Genomic DNA, 14,904 nt, shown 5'->3' on the forward strand with positions numbered 1-14,904 from the left:
TGTTGAATTCGAATCTGCCGCCCTTTGCGGCAGATTCTCTATTTGTCAGTTGGAAAAAAAGGACTCCATGAAACGCTTTCTGCTACCCGCGCTGCTGTCAGCGCTGATGATCGCCGAGGTTCACGCCGAGTCCTTCACTGTTTCCGATATCCGGGTCAATGGCCTGCAGCGCGTGTCCGCCGGTAGCGTGTTCGCCGCCCTGCCGCTGAACGTCGGCGAGACCATCGACGACCAGGCCCTGGTCCAGGCTACCCGCTCCCTGTTCAAGACCGGTTTCTTCCAGGACATCCAGCTCGGCCGCGATGGCAACGTGCTGGTAGTCACTGTAGTCGAGCGCCCGTCGATCTCCAGCATCGAGATCGAGGGCAACAAGGCGATTTCCAAGGAAGACCTGCTCAAGGGCCTGAAACAGTCTGGCCTGGCCGAGGGCGAGATCTTCCAGCGCGCCACCCTCGAAGGCGTGCGCAACGAGCTGCAACGCCAGTACGTGGCCCAGGGCCGCTACTCGGCCGAGATCAACGCGGAAGTGATCCCGCAGCCGCGCAACCGCGTCGCGCTGAAGATCAACATCAACGAAGGCACGGTCGCCGCGATTTCCCACATCAACGTGGTGGGCAACACCGTCTTCTCCGAAGAAGACCTGACCGACCTGTTCGAACTGAAGACCACCAACTGGCTGTCGTTCTTCAAGAACGACGACAAGTACGCCCGCGAAAAGCTCTCCGGCGACCTCGAGCGCCTGCGCTCCTATTACCTGGACCGCGGCTACATCAACATGGATATCGCCTCCACCCAGGTATCCATCACCCCGGACAAGAAGCACGTCTACATCACCGTCAACATCAACGAGGGTGAGAAGTACACCATCCGCGACGTGAAGCTGACCGGCGACCTGAAGGTGCCGGAAGAGGAAGTGAAGCGCCTGCTGCTGGTACAGAAGGGCCAGGTGTTCTCGCGCAAGGTGATGACCACCACCTCCGACCTGATCACCCGTCGCCTGGGCAACGAGGGCTACACCTTCGCCAACGTCAACGGCGTGCCGGAAGCCCATGACGACGACAAGACCGTCTCGGTGACCTTCGTCGTCGACCCGGGCAAGCGCGCCTACGTCAACCGCATCAACTTCCGCGGCAACACCAAGACCGAAGACGAAGTGCTGCGCCGCGAAATGCGCCAGATGGAAGGCGGCTGGGCCTCCACCTACCTGATCGACCAGTCCAAGGCCCGTCTGGAGCGCCTCGGCTACTTCAAGGAAGTCAACGTCGAGACCCCGGCGGTTCCCGGCACCGACGACCAGGTCGACGTCAACTACAGCGTCGAAGAGCAACCGTCCGGCTCGATCACCGCCAGCGTCGGCTTCGCCCAGAGCGCCGGCCTGATCCTCGGTGGCTCGATCAGCCAGAACAACTTCCTGGGTACCGGCAACAAGGTCAGCATCGGCCTGACCCGCAGCGAATACCAGACCCGCTACAACTTCGGCTTCGTCGACCCCTACTGGACCGTCGACGGCGTCAGCCTCGGCTACAACGCCTTCTATCGGAAGACCGACTACGACGAGCTCGACGTCGACGTCGCCAGCTACTCGGTGAACAGCCTGGGCGCCGGCATGAGCATCGGCTACCCGATCAGCGAGACCTCGCGCCTGACCTATGGCCTGAGCGTGCAGCGCGACCAGATCGACACCGGCCGCTACACCGTGGACGAGATCTACGACTTCCTCGACAAGGAAGGCGACAACTTCACCAACTTCAAGGCTTCCATCGGCTGGTCCGAATCGACCCTGAACAAGGGCGTGCTGGCCACCCGTGGTCACTCGCAGAGCCTGACCCTGGAAACCACCCTGCCGGGCAGCGACCTGTCGTTCTACAAGATCGACTACCGCGGGCAGGTCTTCGCCCCGCTGACCGACAACTACACCATGCGCTTCCACACCGAGCTGGGCTATGGCGATGGCTACGGATCCACCGAGCGCCTGCCGTTCTACGAGAACTACTACGCCGGCGGCTTCAACTCGGTGCGGGGCTTCAAGGACAGCACGCTGGGGCCTCGTAGTACCCCCTCTAGGGCTTACAAGGATGGGAAGATCATTCCTGGGCCTGATGAGCGTGGTCGCTACACCGACCCGGACCAGGATCCCGAAGCCTTCGGTGGTAACATCCTGATCACCGGCGGCGCCGAGCTGCTGTTCCCGCTGCCGTTCGTCAAGGACCAGCGCCAGTTGCGTACCGTGCTGTTCTGGGACGTGGGTAGCACCTTCGATACCGACTGCCCGACCAAGACCACCACCAACTGCGACGGCATCAAGACCGACAACCTCGCCAGTTCCGTGGGCGTCGGCCTGACCTGGATCACCGCGCTGGGCCCGCTGAGCTTCAGCCTGGCGACGCCGATCAAGAAGCCGGACAACGCGGAAACCCAGGTCTTCCAGTTCTCCCTGGGCCAGACCTTCTGATTTGTACGTAGTACCGAGTAACGAAACCATGCTTTGTGCAGGAGTGCATCGTGCGTAAGTTCACCCAGTTCGTCCTGATCACCGCAGCCATCATGGCGGCTCCTTCGGCGTTCGCTGAAATGAAGATCGCGGTGCTCAACTACCAGATGGCGCTGCTCGAGTCCGATGCCGCCAAGCAATACGCCGTGGATGCCGAGAAGAAGTTCGGCCCCCAGCTGAACAAGCTGAAGAACCTCGAACGCGACGCCAAGGCGCTGCAGGACAAGCTGGTTTCCAACGGCAGCAAGATGTCCCAGGGCGACCGCGAGAAGGCCGAGCTGGACTTCAAGCAGAAGGCCCGTGACTTCCAGTTCCAGTCCAAGGAACTGAACGAGTCGAAGGCCGCCGCCGACCGCGACATGCTGAAGAAGCTCAAGCCGAAGCTGGACCAGGCCGTCGAGGAAACCATCAAGAAAGGCGGCTACGACATGGTCATCGAGCGTGGCGCCGTGGTCGACGTCAAGCCGCAATACGACATCACCCGCCAGGTGATCGAGCGGATGAACCAGCTGCGTTGATGATGAGTACCTTGTCCTACACCCTGGGCCAGCTGGCCGCGCATGTCGGCGCGGAAGTCCGTGGCGACGCGGACCTGCCGATCCAGGGCCTGGCGACCTTGCAGGAGGCCGGACCGGCTCAGCTGAGCTTCCTGGCCAACCCGCAGTATCGCAAGTACCTGCCCGAAAGCCGTGCCGGCGCCGTCCTGCTGACGGCTGCCGACGCCGACGGGTTCGCCGGTACCGCGCTGGTGGTGGCCAATCCCTACCTGGCCTATGCCAGCCTGTCGCATCTGTTCGATCGCAAGCCGAAGGCGGCCGCCGGTATCCATCCCACCGCTATCGTCGCGGCGGACGCCGAGGTCGATCCGAGCGCCAGTGTCGGCGCCTATGCGGTGATCGAGAGTGGCGCCCGCATCGGCGCTGGCGTCAGCATCGGCGCGCACTGCGTAATCGGCGCCCGTAGCGTGATCGGCGAAGGCGGCTGGCTGGCGCCGCGGGTCACGCTCTACCACGACGTCACCATCGGCGCGCGGGTGAGTATCCAGTCGGGCGCGGTGATCGGCGGCGAAGGCTTCGGTTTCGCCAACGAGAAGGGCGTCTGGCAGAAGATCGCCCAGATCGGCGGGGTGACCATCGGCGACGACGTCGAGATCGGCGCGAACACCACCATCGACCGTGGAGCACTGTCCGATACGCTGATCGGCAACGGTGTGAAGCTGGACAACCAGATCATGATCGCGCACAACGTGCAGATCGGCGATCATACCGCCATGGCCGCTTGCGTCGGCATTTCCGGCAGCGCCAAGATCGGCAGGCATTGCATGCTCGCCGGCGGCGTTGGCCTGGTCGGCCATATCGAGATCTGCGACAACGTTTTCGTGACCGGCATGACCATGGTGACCCGCTCGATCACCGAGCCGGGATCGTATTCCTCCGGTACCGCCATGCAACCGGCGGCCGAATGGAAAAAAAGCGCCGCGCGCATTCGTCAACTGGACGACATGGCGCGTCGACTTCAGCAGCTGGAAAAACGCCTGGCTGCCGTGACCTCAAGCGGTGACGCTTCATCTGATGCGTAATTGACGTTTTTTGCGTCACCCTTTTCTGAACAGGCTCCCCCTAACATGATGGACATCAACGAGATTCGCGAATACCTGCCTCATCGCTATCCTTTCCTGCTGGTGGATCGGGTGGTAGAGCTGGACATCGAGGGCAAGCGCATTCGCGCCTACAAGAATGTCAGTATCAATGAGCCGTTCTTCAACGGACATTTCCCCGAGCACCCGATCATGCCGGGCGTGCTGATCATCGAGGCGATGGCTCAGGCGGCCGGTATCCTCGGTTTCAAGATGCTCGACGTGAAGCCCGCCGACGGCACCCTTTACTACTTCGTCGGTTCGGACAAGCTGCGCTTCCGCCAGCCGGTCCTGCCGGGCGACCAACTGCAACTGCACGCCAAGTTCATCAGCGTGAAGCGCAGCATCTGGAAATTCGACTGCCACGCTACCGTCGACGACAAGCCGGTATGCTCGGCTGAAATCATCTGTGCGGAACGCAAACTATGAGTTTGATCGATCCTCGCGCCATCATCGATCCGAGCGCCAGGCTGGCGGCTGACGTCCAGGTGGGCCCGTGGTCCATCGTCGGGGCGGAAGTGGAGATCGGTGAAGGGACGGTGATCGGTCCGCACGTGGTGCTCAAGGGCCCCACGAAGATCGGCAAGCACAACCGCATCTACCAGTTTTCCAGCGTCGGCGAGGATACTCCCGACCTGAAATACAAGGGCGAGCCGACGCGCCTGGTGATCGGTGACCACAACGTGATCCGCGAAGGCGTGACCATCCATCGCGGAACCGTCCAGGATCGCGCGGAAACCACCATTGGCGACCACAATCTGATCATGGCCTATGCGCACATCGGCCATGACAGCGTGATCGGCAACCATTGCATCCTGGTGAACAACACGGCGCTGGCCGGGCATGTCCACGTGGACGACTGGGCGATCCTGTCCGGCTACACCCTGGTGCACCAGTACTGCCGGATCGGCGCGCACAGCTTTTCCGGCATGGGCAGCGCCATCGGCAAGGACGTCCCGGCCTACGTGACGGTCTTCGGCAACCCGGCCGAAGCCCGCAGCATGAACTTCGAAGGCATGCGTCGGCGCGGCTTCAGCAGCGAGGCCATCCATGCCCTGCGGCGTGCCTACAAGGTGGTCTATCGCCAGGGACATACCGTCGAGGAAGCCCTGGCCGAGCTGGCCGAAAGCGCTGCCCAGTTCCCCGAGGTCGCGGTGTTCCGTGATTCCATCCAGAGCGCAACCCGCGGCATCACCCGCTGAGCCATGGCTGACGGATTGCGCGTAGCCCTGGTCGCCGGCGAGGCCTCCGGCGACATCCTCGGGTCCGGACTGATGCAGGCGCTGCGGGCGCGGCACCCGGATATCGAGTTCATCGGCGTCGGTGGGCCGCGCATGGAGGCCGAAGGGCTGTCCAGCTATTTCCCCATGGAGCGCCTGTCGGTGATGGGCCTGGTCGAAGTGCTGGGCAGGCTGCCGGAGTTGTTGCGACGGCGCAAGCGCCTGATCCGCACGCTCATCGAGGCCCGGCCGGATGTGATGATCGGCATCGACGCTCCCGACTTCACCCTCGGCGTCGAGCACAGGCTGCGCCAGGCTGGCCTGCGCACCGTGCATTACGTCAGCCCTTCGGTGTGGGCCTGGCGGCAGAAGCGGGTGCTGAAGATTCGCGAGGCCTGCGACCTGATGCTGGCATTGTTCCCCTTCGAAGCACGTTTCTACGAAGAGCATGGGGTGCCCGTGCGTTTCGTCGGCCACCCCCTGGCCAACACCATTCCCCTGCAGGCCGATCGCGCTGCGGCCCGCGCGCGGCTCGGATTGCCGGCGGACGGACAGGTGGTGGCGCTGATGCCGGGCAGTCGCGGCGGCGAGGTCGGCAAGCTCGGCGCCTTGTTCCTCGACACCGCCCAGCGCCTGCTCGTCGAACGGCCGGGCCTGCGTTTCGTGCTGCCCTGCGCCAGCGCTGCACGGCGCGAACAGATCGAGCAGATGCTCCAGGGCCGCGAGCCTCTGCCGCTGACGCTGCTCGACGGCGCTTCCCATGAAGCGTTGGCCGCCTGCGATGCGGTGCTGATCGCCTCCGGTACCGCGACCCTCGAGGCGCTGCTCTACAAGCGGCCCATGGTGGTGGCTTATCGGGTCGCCGGGCTGACGTACCGGATTCTCAAGCGCCTGGTGAAAAGCCCTTACATCTCCCTGCCGAACCTGCTGGCCGGGCGCCTGTTGGTGCCGGAACTGATCCAGGACGCCGCCACCCCGCAAGCGCTGGCCGCAACCCTCTCGCCGCTGCTGGACGACGGCTCGCAGCAGGTGGAATTCTTCGATGCCATCCATCGGGCCTTGCGCCAGGATGCTTCGGCACAGGCGGCGGAAGCCGTCCTGCAACTGGTGGAGCGCCGCTGATGCAACTGGGCCTGGATTTCAATCTGGTGGAGGATCTGGTCGCGGGCGTCGACGAGGTCGGTCGCGGTCCGTTGTGCGGTCCGGTGGTCACCGCCGCGGTGATTCTCGACCCGAGCCGCCCGATCCTCGGCCTGAACGACTCGAAGAAGCTCAGCGAAGCTCGTCGCGAGGCGCTGTTCGAAGAGATCCGCGAGAAGGCCCTGGCCTGGTGCATCGCCCGCGCCGAGGTCGAGGAGATCGACCGGCTGAACATTCTGCATGCCACCATGCTCGCCATGCAGCGCGCGGTCGAAGGCCTCAGCGTGACTCCGCGGCTGGCCCTGATCGACGGCAATCGCTGTCCGAAACTGGCGGTGCCCAGCGCGCCGGTGGTCAAGGGCGACAGCCAGGTACCGGCGATCGCCGCGGCGTCGATCCTGGCCAAGGTCAGTCGCGACCGGGAAATGGTCGAGCTGGACCGGGTCTATCCGGGCTATGGCATGGCCGGGCACAAGGGCTATCCGACCGCGGTCCATCTCGAGGCGCTTTCCCGTCTCGGCCCGACGCCGATCCATCGACGCTCGTTTGCTCCGGTTCGCGAATTGCTGGATGTCCCTGTTCAATAATTGAGCGGATGTCGCGTGACTGACCGTATCCGTCGCCTGGTGACAAGCGGTGAGCGGCGTCAATAGCGGAAAGTCCTGCCCCTTCCTGCCAGGTACCATTCACAGCGAAATTTCCTTCGGCTCGCACGTCATTCCGTGTGTGTCCGAAACACGCGGCCTTCTACCCGGGAGGTCGGCTGACAACAATCCGCCATAAGCGGAACAGGGGAGTTATCCATGCAAGAATTCGCCACTCAGGTCGTCGACCTGCTCAACGGCCTTATCTGGGGCAAGATCCTCATCTGGCTGCTGGTCGGTTGCGGCCTGTACTTCACTGTGCGCCTGGGATTGATCCAGTTCCGCCACTTCGGCCATACCTTCAGCGTGCTCAAGGGCAGCCGCCAGTCGGACGACTCGGGAATCTCCTCGTTCCAGGCGCTCTGCACCTCTCTGGCGGCGCGGGTCGGTACCGGCAACGTCGCCGGCGTGGCGGTAGCGATCACGCTCGGCGGTCCCGGCGCAGTGTTCTGGATGTGGGCGATCGCCCTGGTGGGGATGGCGACCGGCTTCGTCGAGGCGACCCTGGCCCAGTTGTTCAAGATTCGCGACGACAAGGGCCAGTTCCGTGGCGGCCCGGCCTACTACATGGAGAAGGGCCTGGGTGCGCGCTGGATGGGCATCCTGTTCTCGATCTTCCTGATCATCGCCTTCGGTTTCGTCTTCAACTCGGTGCAGGCCAATACCATCACCGGTGCCATGCAGGGTGCCTTCGGCGTGCCGACCTGGATCAGCGGCATCGCCGTGGTGATCCTCACCGCGTTGATCATCTTCGGCGGCCTGCGTTCCATCGCGCGCTTCTCCGAACTGGCGGTACCCTTCATGGCGGTGGCCTACCTGCTGCTGGCGGTGGGCATCATCCTGTTCAACCTCAGCGAACTGCCGGGCGTCCTGGCGATGGTGGTGAAGAGTGCCTTCGGCTGGCACGAGGCCGCCGCCGGCGGCATCGGCGCGGCGATCCTCAACGGCTTCAAGCGCGGCCTGTTCTCCAACGAAGCAGGCATGGGCTCGGCGCCCAACGCCGCCGCCTCGGCCACGCCCTATCCGCCGCACCCGGCGTCCCAGGGCTATGTGCAGATGGCCGGCGTGTTCATCGATACCCTGCTGATCTGCACCGCTTCCGCCGCCATCATCCTGCTGGCCGGACCGCAGGAAGGCGAGGGCATCATGCTGGTGCAGAATGCCCTGACCAGCCAGGTCGGCGACTGGGGCCGCTACTTCCTGGCGGTGATCATCCTGTTCTTCGCCTTCACCTCGATCGTCGCCAACTACTTCTATGCCGAGAACTGCCTGGTATTCCTCGAGCACAACCACCTGGCGGGCCTGTTGATCTTCCGCCTGATCGTGCTGGCGATGGTGATGTTCGGCGCGCTGGCTTCGCTGCCGTTCGTCTGGAACCTCGCCGACGTGTCGATGGGCCTGATGGCGATCACCAACCTGATCGCCATCCTGCTGCTGTCCAACCTCGCGATCAAGCTGGCCAAGGACTACAACGCCCAGCGCAAGGCCGGCAAGCTGCCGACCTTCGACGCCAGCCAGTTCCCTGAAGTCCAGCAGAAGCTCGAACCGGGTATCTGGGACGACCGCCGCGCCTGAGCGCGGGGCGGGCGACGTTTCTCGGCGCAGCCGAGGCGCATCGTCCGCTCTTGAACCTGTAGCTTTGCCACCGGGCCCGGTACAATCCGGGCCTTGTCGTTTTTGCGTTATTTCTGCTCCGGGGCCTTCATGACCGTATCCTTCGTTCACCTGCGTCTGCATACCGAATTCTCCCTGGTCGACGGCCTGGTCCGGGTCAAGCCCCTGGCCAAGGCAGTGGCAGGGCTGGGCATGCCGGCGGTGGCGGTCACCGACCAGAGCAACATGTGCTCGCTGGTGAAGTTCTACAAGACCGCCATGGGCGCCGGCATCAAGCCGATCTGCGGGGCCGACATCTGGCTCGCCAGCCGCGAGGAAGATGGCCCGCTCAGCCGCCTGAGCCTGCTGGCGATGAACGCGAAGGGCTATCGCAACCTCACCGAGCTGATTTCCCGCGGCTGGAGCGAAGGCCAGCGCAATGGCGAGATCATCATCGAGCGCGACTGGGTCAAGGAGGCGGCGGAAGGCCTGATCGCGCTGTCCGCGGCCAAGGAAGGCGAGATCGGCCACGCGCTGCTCGACGGCGAGGAGGCCAAGGCCGAGGCGCTGTTGCGCGAGTGGATGGAGGTGTTCCCCGAGCGCTTCTACGTCGAAGTGCAACGTACCAGCCGGGTCAACGACGAGGAGCACCTCCACGCGGCGGTGGCTCTGGCGTCACGCTGTAACGCGCCGCTGGTGGCGACCAACGACGTGCGCTTCATCAAGCAGGAAGACTTCGAGGCCCACGAGACCCGCGTCTGCATCGGCGAGGGGCGGACCCTCGACGATCCGCGGCGGCCGCGTACCTATTCGGACCAGCAATACCTGAAGTCGCCGGCGGAAATGGCCGAGCTGTTCAGCGACCTGCCGGAAGCGTTGGAAAACACCGTCGAGATCGCCAAGCGCTGCAACATCGAGGTGCAACTGGGCAAGTACTTCCTGCCGGACTTCCCCACGCCCAATGGCATGGGCATCGACGACTACCTGCGGCACGCCTCCTTCGAAGGTCTCGAGGAGCGCCTGGAGGTGCTGTTGCCGAAGGACACCCCGGACTACGAGGCCAAGCGCCAGGTCTATGTCGATCGCCTGAACTTCGAACTCGACATCATCATCCAGATGGGTTTCCCCGGTTACTTCCTCATCGTGATGGACTTCATCAAGTGGGCGAAGAACAACGGCGTACCGGTAGGCCCCGGGCGGGGCTCGGGCGCCGGCTCGCTGGTGGCCTACGTGCTGAAGATCACCGACCTCGATCCGCTGGCCTATGACCTGCTGTTCGAACGTTTCCTCAACCCGGAACGGATCTCCATGCCCGACTTCGACGTCGACTTCTGCATGGAGGGCCGCGACCGGGTGATCGACTACGTGGCCGACGCCTACGGGCGCAACGCGGTGAGCCAGATCATCACCTTCGGCACCATGGCGGCGAAGGCGGTGGTACGCGACGTGGCGCGGGTCCAGGGCAAGTCCTACGGTCTCGCCGACCGGCTGTCGAAGATGATTCCGTTCGAAGTCGGCATGACCCTGGATAAGGCCTACGAGCAGGAAGAAATGCTCCGCGACTTCCTCAAGAGCGACGAGGAAGCCGCCGAGATCTGGGAGATGGCCCTCAAGCTGGAAGGCATCACCCGCGGTACCGGCAAGCACGCCGGTGGCGTGGTGATCGCGCCGACCAAGCTGACCGACTTCTCGCCGATCGCCTGCGACGAGGAAGGCGGCGGACTGGTGACCCAGTTCGACAAGGACGACGTGGAGGCGGCCGGCCTGGTGAAGTTCGACTTCCTCGGCCTGCGGACCCTGACCATCATCAAGTGGGCGATGGAGATCATCAACCGCGAGCAGGCCAAGAAGGGCCTGGAGCCGGTGAACATCGACTTCATCCCGCTGGACGACAAGCCGACCTATTCGCTGCTGCAGAAGGCCGAGACCACTGCGGTGTTCCAGCTCGAATCGCGTGGCATGAAGGAGCTGATCAAGAAGCTCAAGCCGGACTGCCTGGAAGACCTCATCGCACTGGTGGCGCTGTTCCGCCCGGGTCCTCTGCAGTCGGGCATGGTGGACGACTTCATCAACCGCAAGCACGGTCGCGCCGAGCTGTCCTATCCGCACCCCGATTACCAGTACGCCGGCCTGGAGCCGGTGCTCAAGCCCACCTACGGCATCATCCTGTACCAGGAACAGGTGATGCAGATCGCCCAGGTCATGGCCGGCTATACCCTCGGTGGCGCGGACATGCTGCGCCGGGCGATGGGCAAGAAGAAGCCCGAGGAAATGGCCAAGCAGCGCGGCGGTTTCATCGAGGGTTGCAAGAACAACGGCATCGATGCCGATCTCGCGGGCAACATCTTCGACCTGGTGGAAAAGTTCGCCGGCTACGGCTTCAACAAGTCGCACTCGGCAGCCTACGGCCTGGTCTCCTACCAGACCGCCTGGCTGAAGACCCACTTCCCGGCGCCGTTCATGGCCGCGGTACTCACCGCGGATATGCAGAACACCGACAAGGTGGTGACGCTGATCGAAGAATGCCGGCACATGAAGCTGCGCATCGTGGCGCCGGACGTGAACAACTCCGAGTTCCGCTTCACCGTCGACGACGATGGCCGGATCGTCTATGGCCTGGGTGCGATCAAGGGCGTCGGCGAGGGGCCGGTGGAGGCGATCACCGAATGCCGCGCCGAAGGCGGGCCGTTCAACACCCTGTTCGACTTCTGCGACCGCGTCGACCTCAAGCGCATCAACAAACGCACCCTGGAAGCGCTGATCCGCGCCGGTGCGCTGGATCGCCTGGGGCCGCACTACCACGACGAGCTAAAGGCCTACCAGGCTACCGTCGACCTCAACCGCGCCGTGCTGCTGGCGGCGATGGAGGAAGCGATCCAGGCCGCGGAGCAGACCGCGCGCAGCCACGACAGCGGGCACATGGACCTGTTCGGCGGAGTCTTCGCCGAGCCGGAGGCGGATGTCTACGCCAACCACCGCAAGGTCAAGGAGCTGACCCTCAAGGAACGCCTGAAGGGCGAGAAGGACACCCTCGGCCTGTACCTGACCGGCCATCCGATCGACGAGTACGAAGGCGAGGTGCGGCGCTTCGCCCGCCAGCGCATCGTCGAGCTGAAGCCGGCGCGCGATACCCAGACGGTGGCCGGGCTGATCGTCAACCTGCGGGTGATGAAGAACAAGAAGGGCGACAAGATGGGCTTCGTCACCCTCGACGACCGCTCCGGACGGATCGAGGCCTCGCTGTTCTCCGAAGCCTTCGCCGCGGCCCAGTCGCTGCTGCAGACCGACGCGCTGGTGGTGGTCGAGGGCGAGGTCAGCCAGGACGACTTCTCCGGCGGACTGCGCCTGCGCGCCAAGCGCGTGATGAGCCTGGAGGAGGCGCGTACCGGCCTGGCGGAGAGCCTGCGGATGAAGCTGCACGCCGACCTGTTGAAGGGCGATCGCCTGCGCTGGCTGGGCGAGCTGTTCAACCGCCATCGCGGTTCCTGCCCGATCACCCTGGACTACACCAGCGCCGACGCCAAGGCCCTGCTGCAGTTCGGCGAGAGCTGGCGGGTGGATCCGGCGGACGATCTGATCCAGGCATTGCGTGACCAGTTCGGGCGCGACAACGTCTTCCTCAATTATCGTTAATCGCGATGGGCGATAACGCCGTTGTTCCGCGCTCTGCGGCGGGAAAACGCGGATCGCCCTTGCTCCCGGCTCGACCCCTGGCGCCCGATCCCGTAAGGTAGGGCGCCAAACGGAAACGGCCCACTAGAATCTGCGCACGACGGAAGCCTATGAACCCGAACTTTCTTGATTTCGAACAGCCGATCGCCGACCTGCAAGCCAAGATCGAAGAGCTGCGCCTGGTGGGCAACGACAATGCGCTGAACATCAGCGACGAAATCTCGCGTCTGCAGGACAAGAGCAAGGCGCTCACCGAAAACATCTTCGGCAATCTGTCCAGTTGGCAGATCGCCCAGCTCGCGCGCCATCCCAAGCGTCCCTATACCCTCGACTACATCGGCTACCTGTTCAGCGATTTCGAGGAACTGCACGGCGACCGGCATTTCGCCGACGACCCGGCGATCGTCGGTGGCGTTGCCCGCCTCGACGGTTCCCCGGTGATGGTCATCGGCCACCAGAAGGGCCGCGAAGTCCGTGAGAAGGTCCGGCGCAACTTCGGCATGCCGCGTCCGGAAGGCTATCGCAAGGCCTGCCGCCTGATGGAAATGGCCGAACGCTTCAAGATGCCGATCCTGACCTTCATCGACACGCCCGGCGCCTACCCGGGGATCGATGCCGAGGAACGCGGCCAGAGCGAGGCGATCGCCTGGAACCTGCGGGTGATGGCGCGACTGAAGACGCCGATCATCGCCACCGTGATCGGCGAGGGCGGTTCCGGCGGCGCGCTGGCCATCGGCGTCTGCGACCAGTTGAACATGCTGCAATACTCCACCTACTCGGTGATCTCGCCGGAAGGCTGCGCCTCCATCCTCTGGAAGACCGCCGAGAAGGCGCCGGAAGCCGCCGAGGCCATGGGCATCACCGCCGAGCGCCTGAAAGGCCTGGGCATCGTCGACAAGGTCATCGACGAACCGCTGGGCGGCGCCCATCGCGATCCGGCGAGCATGGCCGAATCGATCCGTGGCGAACTGCTGGCGCAACTGAAGATGCTCCAGGGCCTGGAAATGGGTGAGTTGCTGGAGCGTCGTTACGACCGCCTGATGAGCTACGGCGCGCCGTAAACCATCCGGCGCACTGGTACGATCGACAAGCCCGGCATTCGCCGGGCTTGTCGCATGAGGAGCGCAAGCATGCCGGCGGTGCCGCTCGAATCCCGTCTGTTACAGGCCCTGGCGCCCTGGCGCGAAGCGGGGGGCTGGTGCGTGGCGTTTTCCGGCGGGCTGGATTCCACGGTGTTGCTGCATCTGCTCGCCCAACTGGCCCGGAGCGAAGCCTTGCCGGCGCTGTCGGCGCTGCATGTCCACCATGGCTTGCAGGCTGCGGCGGACGGTTGGCCGGCGCACTGCCAGGCGGTCTGCCGGTCGCTGGGTATCCCGCTGCGGGTCGAGCGGGTGCAGGTCGCCGTTGGCGGCAGCATCGAGCAGGCGGCGCGCGACGCCCGCTATCGCGCATTCCAGGCGAACCTGGGCGAGGGACAGGTGCTGCTCACCGCGCAGCACCTCGACGACCAGGCCGAGACCTTGCTGTTCCGCCTGTTGCGTGGAGCGGGCCTGCGCGGCCTGGCGGCGATGCCGGCGAGCCGGTCGCTGGGCGGCGGCCGCCTGTGCCGCCCCTTGCTCGGGGTTTCCCGCGCCGAACTGGAAGCCTATGCGCAGGCGCACCGGCTGGACTGGGTGGAGGATCCTTCCAACCAGGATCCGCGCTTCTCGCGCAACTATCTGCGCCGGGAGATCATGCCGCGTCTCGCCTCCCACTGGCCGCAGGCCGTCGCCGGCATGGCGCGCTGCGCGGCGCATCTGCGCGAGGCCGAAGACCTGCTGGCTGAACTGGCCGCCATCGACCTCCGGGCCTGCCGCCAACCCTCGGAACTGGATTGGCCGGACTGGCTGGATCTGCCCCGGATCGCCCTGGAGCCTCTGCGCCGCCTCAGCGCTGCGCGCCAGCGCAACCTGCTGCGGGCCTGGCTGGGACAGCTGACGCGGTTGCCGGACAGCGACCACTGGGCCGGCTGGGAGTCGTTGCGCGATGCCGGCGACGATGCCGACCCGATCTGGCGCCTGGAGAGCGGCGAGTTGCGTCGCGGCGCGGGGCGGATCTGGTGGTTGCCGGCGGACTGGCGTGCAGCGGCGGGACCGTTCGTCTGGGAGCGTCCCGCTCATCCATTGCTTCTTCCCGGCAATGGCCGGCTGGCGTTGCTCGGCGAGATTCCGGCGGGACCGTTGCGCGTCGACTACCGGCGGGGTGGGGAGGTGCTGGCCCTGGCCGGGCGCGGTCGCCGCGACCTCAAGCGATTGCTCAACGAAGCGGGCGTACCGAGCTTCCTGCGCGGTCGTTTGCCGCTGCTCTTCCGAGCCGACGAACTGCTCGCGGTGGCCAACATTCCTGGCCTGGACAGTCCCCGCGAGGGGGGCTGGCGACTGTCCTGGAGCCCGCCGACGAACGACCCGGGTTTGAGCTAGTAAGCCGTTTCCAGTAGACTACGCTCCCGTCTTGTACTGCTCCCGCCGA

Annotated in this window: 11 protein-coding genes; all 11 read left to right on the forward strand. The window is 64.7% G+C overall.

The window, feature by feature from the left end; genetic code table 11:
* Positions 1–67 precede the first annotated feature (67 nt).
* The 11 genes from bamA to tilS all read left to right on the forward strand — a co-directional run bounded on the left by bamA (position 68) and on the right by tilS (position 14,855).
* Positions 68–2,452: an outer membrane protein assembly factor BamA gene (gene bamA, locus HMPREF2914_RS08820; protein ID WP_003098590.1), complete on the forward strand. Its 2,385-nt coding sequence runs from the start codon at positions 68–70 to the stop codon at positions 2,450–2,452.
* 50 nt (positions 2,453–2,502) lie between these two features.
* Entirely contained in the window at positions 2,503–3,009 is a 507-nt protein-coding gene (locus HMPREF2914_RS08825) for an OmpH/Skp family outer membrane protein (protein ID WP_003098586.1), read from the forward strand.
* Positions 3,009–4,070 carry a UDP-3-O-(3-hydroxymyristoyl)glucosamine N-acyltransferase gene (gene lpxD / locus HMPREF2914_RS08830; RefSeq protein WP_003098585.1) on the forward strand — a complete coding sequence of 354 codons (1,062 nt, stop codon included), beginning with the start codon at positions 3,009–3,011 and terminating at the stop codon, positions 4,068–4,070. Before HMPREF2914_RS08825 ends, lpxD begins: the two co-directional genes overlap by 1 nt.
* Before the next feature lie 45 nt (positions 4,071–4,115).
* Positions 4,116–4,556 carry a 3-hydroxyacyl-ACP dehydratase FabZ gene (gene fabZ, locus HMPREF2914_RS08835; protein WP_003092375.1) on the forward strand — a complete coding sequence of 147 codons (441 nt, stop codon included), beginning with the start codon at positions 4,116–4,118 and terminating at the stop codon, positions 4,554–4,556.
* Complete coding sequence (lpxA, locus tag HMPREF2914_RS08840; protein ID WP_003092373.1) at positions 4,553–5,329, forward strand: acyl-ACP--UDP-N-acetylglucosamine O-acyltransferase; 777 nt, start codon at positions 4,553–4,555, stop codon at positions 5,327–5,329. The genes fabZ and lpxA overlap by 4 nt, the downstream gene beginning before the upstream one ends.
* A 3-nt stretch (positions 5,330–5,332) precedes the next feature.
* Positions 5,333–6,469, forward strand: a complete 1,137-nt coding sequence (gene lpxB, locus HMPREF2914_RS08845) for a lipid-A-disaccharide synthase (RefSeq protein ID WP_003092372.1) — start codon at positions 5,333–5,335, stop codon at positions 6,467–6,469.
* Entirely contained in the window at positions 6,469–7,074 is a 606-nt protein-coding gene (gene rnhB, locus HMPREF2914_RS08850; protein ID WP_003092371.1) for a ribonuclease HII, read from the forward strand. Before lpxB ends, rnhB begins: the two co-directional genes overlap by 1 nt.
* Positions 7,075–7,290: 216 nt before the next feature.
* A complete protein-coding gene (locus tag HMPREF2914_RS08855) occupies positions 7,291–8,706 on the forward strand; it encodes an alanine/glycine:cation symporter family protein (protein WP_003092370.1) in 1,416 nt (471 codons plus the stop codon).
* 129 nt (positions 8,707–8,835) lie between these two features.
* A complete protein-coding gene (dnaE, locus tag HMPREF2914_RS08860) occupies positions 8,836–12,357 on the forward strand; it encodes a DNA polymerase III subunit alpha (protein ID WP_003098578.1) in 3,522 nt (1,173 codons plus the stop codon).
* A 149-nt stretch (positions 12,358–12,506) separates the two neighbouring features.
* Entirely contained in the window at positions 12,507–13,457 is a 951-nt protein-coding gene (accA, locus tag HMPREF2914_RS08865; RefSeq protein ID WP_003109333.1) for an acetyl-CoA carboxylase carboxyl transferase subunit alpha, read from the forward strand.
* A 69-nt stretch (positions 13,458–13,526) separates the two neighbouring features.
* Positions 13,527–14,855 (forward strand): tRNA lysidine(34) synthetase TilS, encoded by a 1,329-nt coding sequence (gene tilS, locus HMPREF2914_RS08870; protein WP_023092573.1) that lies wholly within the window; start codon positions 13,527–13,529, stop codon positions 14,853–14,855.
* Positions 14,856–14,904 lie beyond the last annotated feature (49 nt).

The sequence above is a fragment of the Pseudomonas sp. HMSC067G02 genome, assembly GCF_001813485.1.
Lineage (GTDB): Bacteria > Pseudomonadota > Gammaproteobacteria > Pseudomonadales > Pseudomonadaceae > Pseudomonas > Pseudomonas aeruginosa.

What these genes read in the sequence shown, in the direction of transcription:
- bamA (WP_003098590.1), top strand. Translation starts at nt 68, where the DNA reads ATGAAACGCTTTCTGCTACCCGCGCTGCTGTCAGCGCTGATGATCGCC.
- lpxD (WP_003098585.1), top strand. Translation starts at nt 3,009, where the DNA reads ATGATGAGTACCTTGTCCTACACCCTGGGCCAGCTGGCCGCGCATGTC.
- fabZ (WP_003092375.1), top strand. Translation starts at nt 4,116, where the DNA reads ATGATGGACATCAACGAGATTCGCGAATACCTGCCTCATCGCTATCCT.
- lpxA (WP_003092373.1), top strand. Translation starts at nt 4,553, where the DNA reads ATGAGTTTGATCGATCCTCGCGCCATCATCGATCCGAGCGCCAGGCTG.
- lpxB (WP_003092372.1), top strand. Translation starts at nt 5,333, where the DNA reads ATGGCTGACGGATTGCGCGTAGCCCTGGTCGCCGGCGAGGCCTCCGGC.
- rnhB (WP_003092371.1), top strand. Translation starts at nt 6,469, where the DNA reads ATGCAACTGGGCCTGGATTTCAATCTGGTGGAGGATCTGGTCGCGGGC.
- HMPREF2914_RS08855 (WP_003092370.1), top strand. Translation starts at nt 7,291, where the DNA reads ATGCAAGAATTCGCCACTCAGGTCGTCGACCTGCTCAACGGCCTTATC.
- dnaE (WP_003098578.1), top strand. Translation starts at nt 8,836, where the DNA reads ATGACCGTATCCTTCGTTCACCTGCGTCTGCATACCGAATTCTCCCTG.
- accA (WP_003109333.1), top strand. Translation starts at nt 12,507, where the DNA reads ATGAACCCGAACTTTCTTGATTTCGAACAGCCGATCGCCGACCTGCAA.
- tilS (WP_023092573.1), top strand. Translation starts at nt 13,527, where the DNA reads ATGCCGGCGGTGCCGCTCGAATCCCGTCTGTTACAGGCCCTGGCGCCC.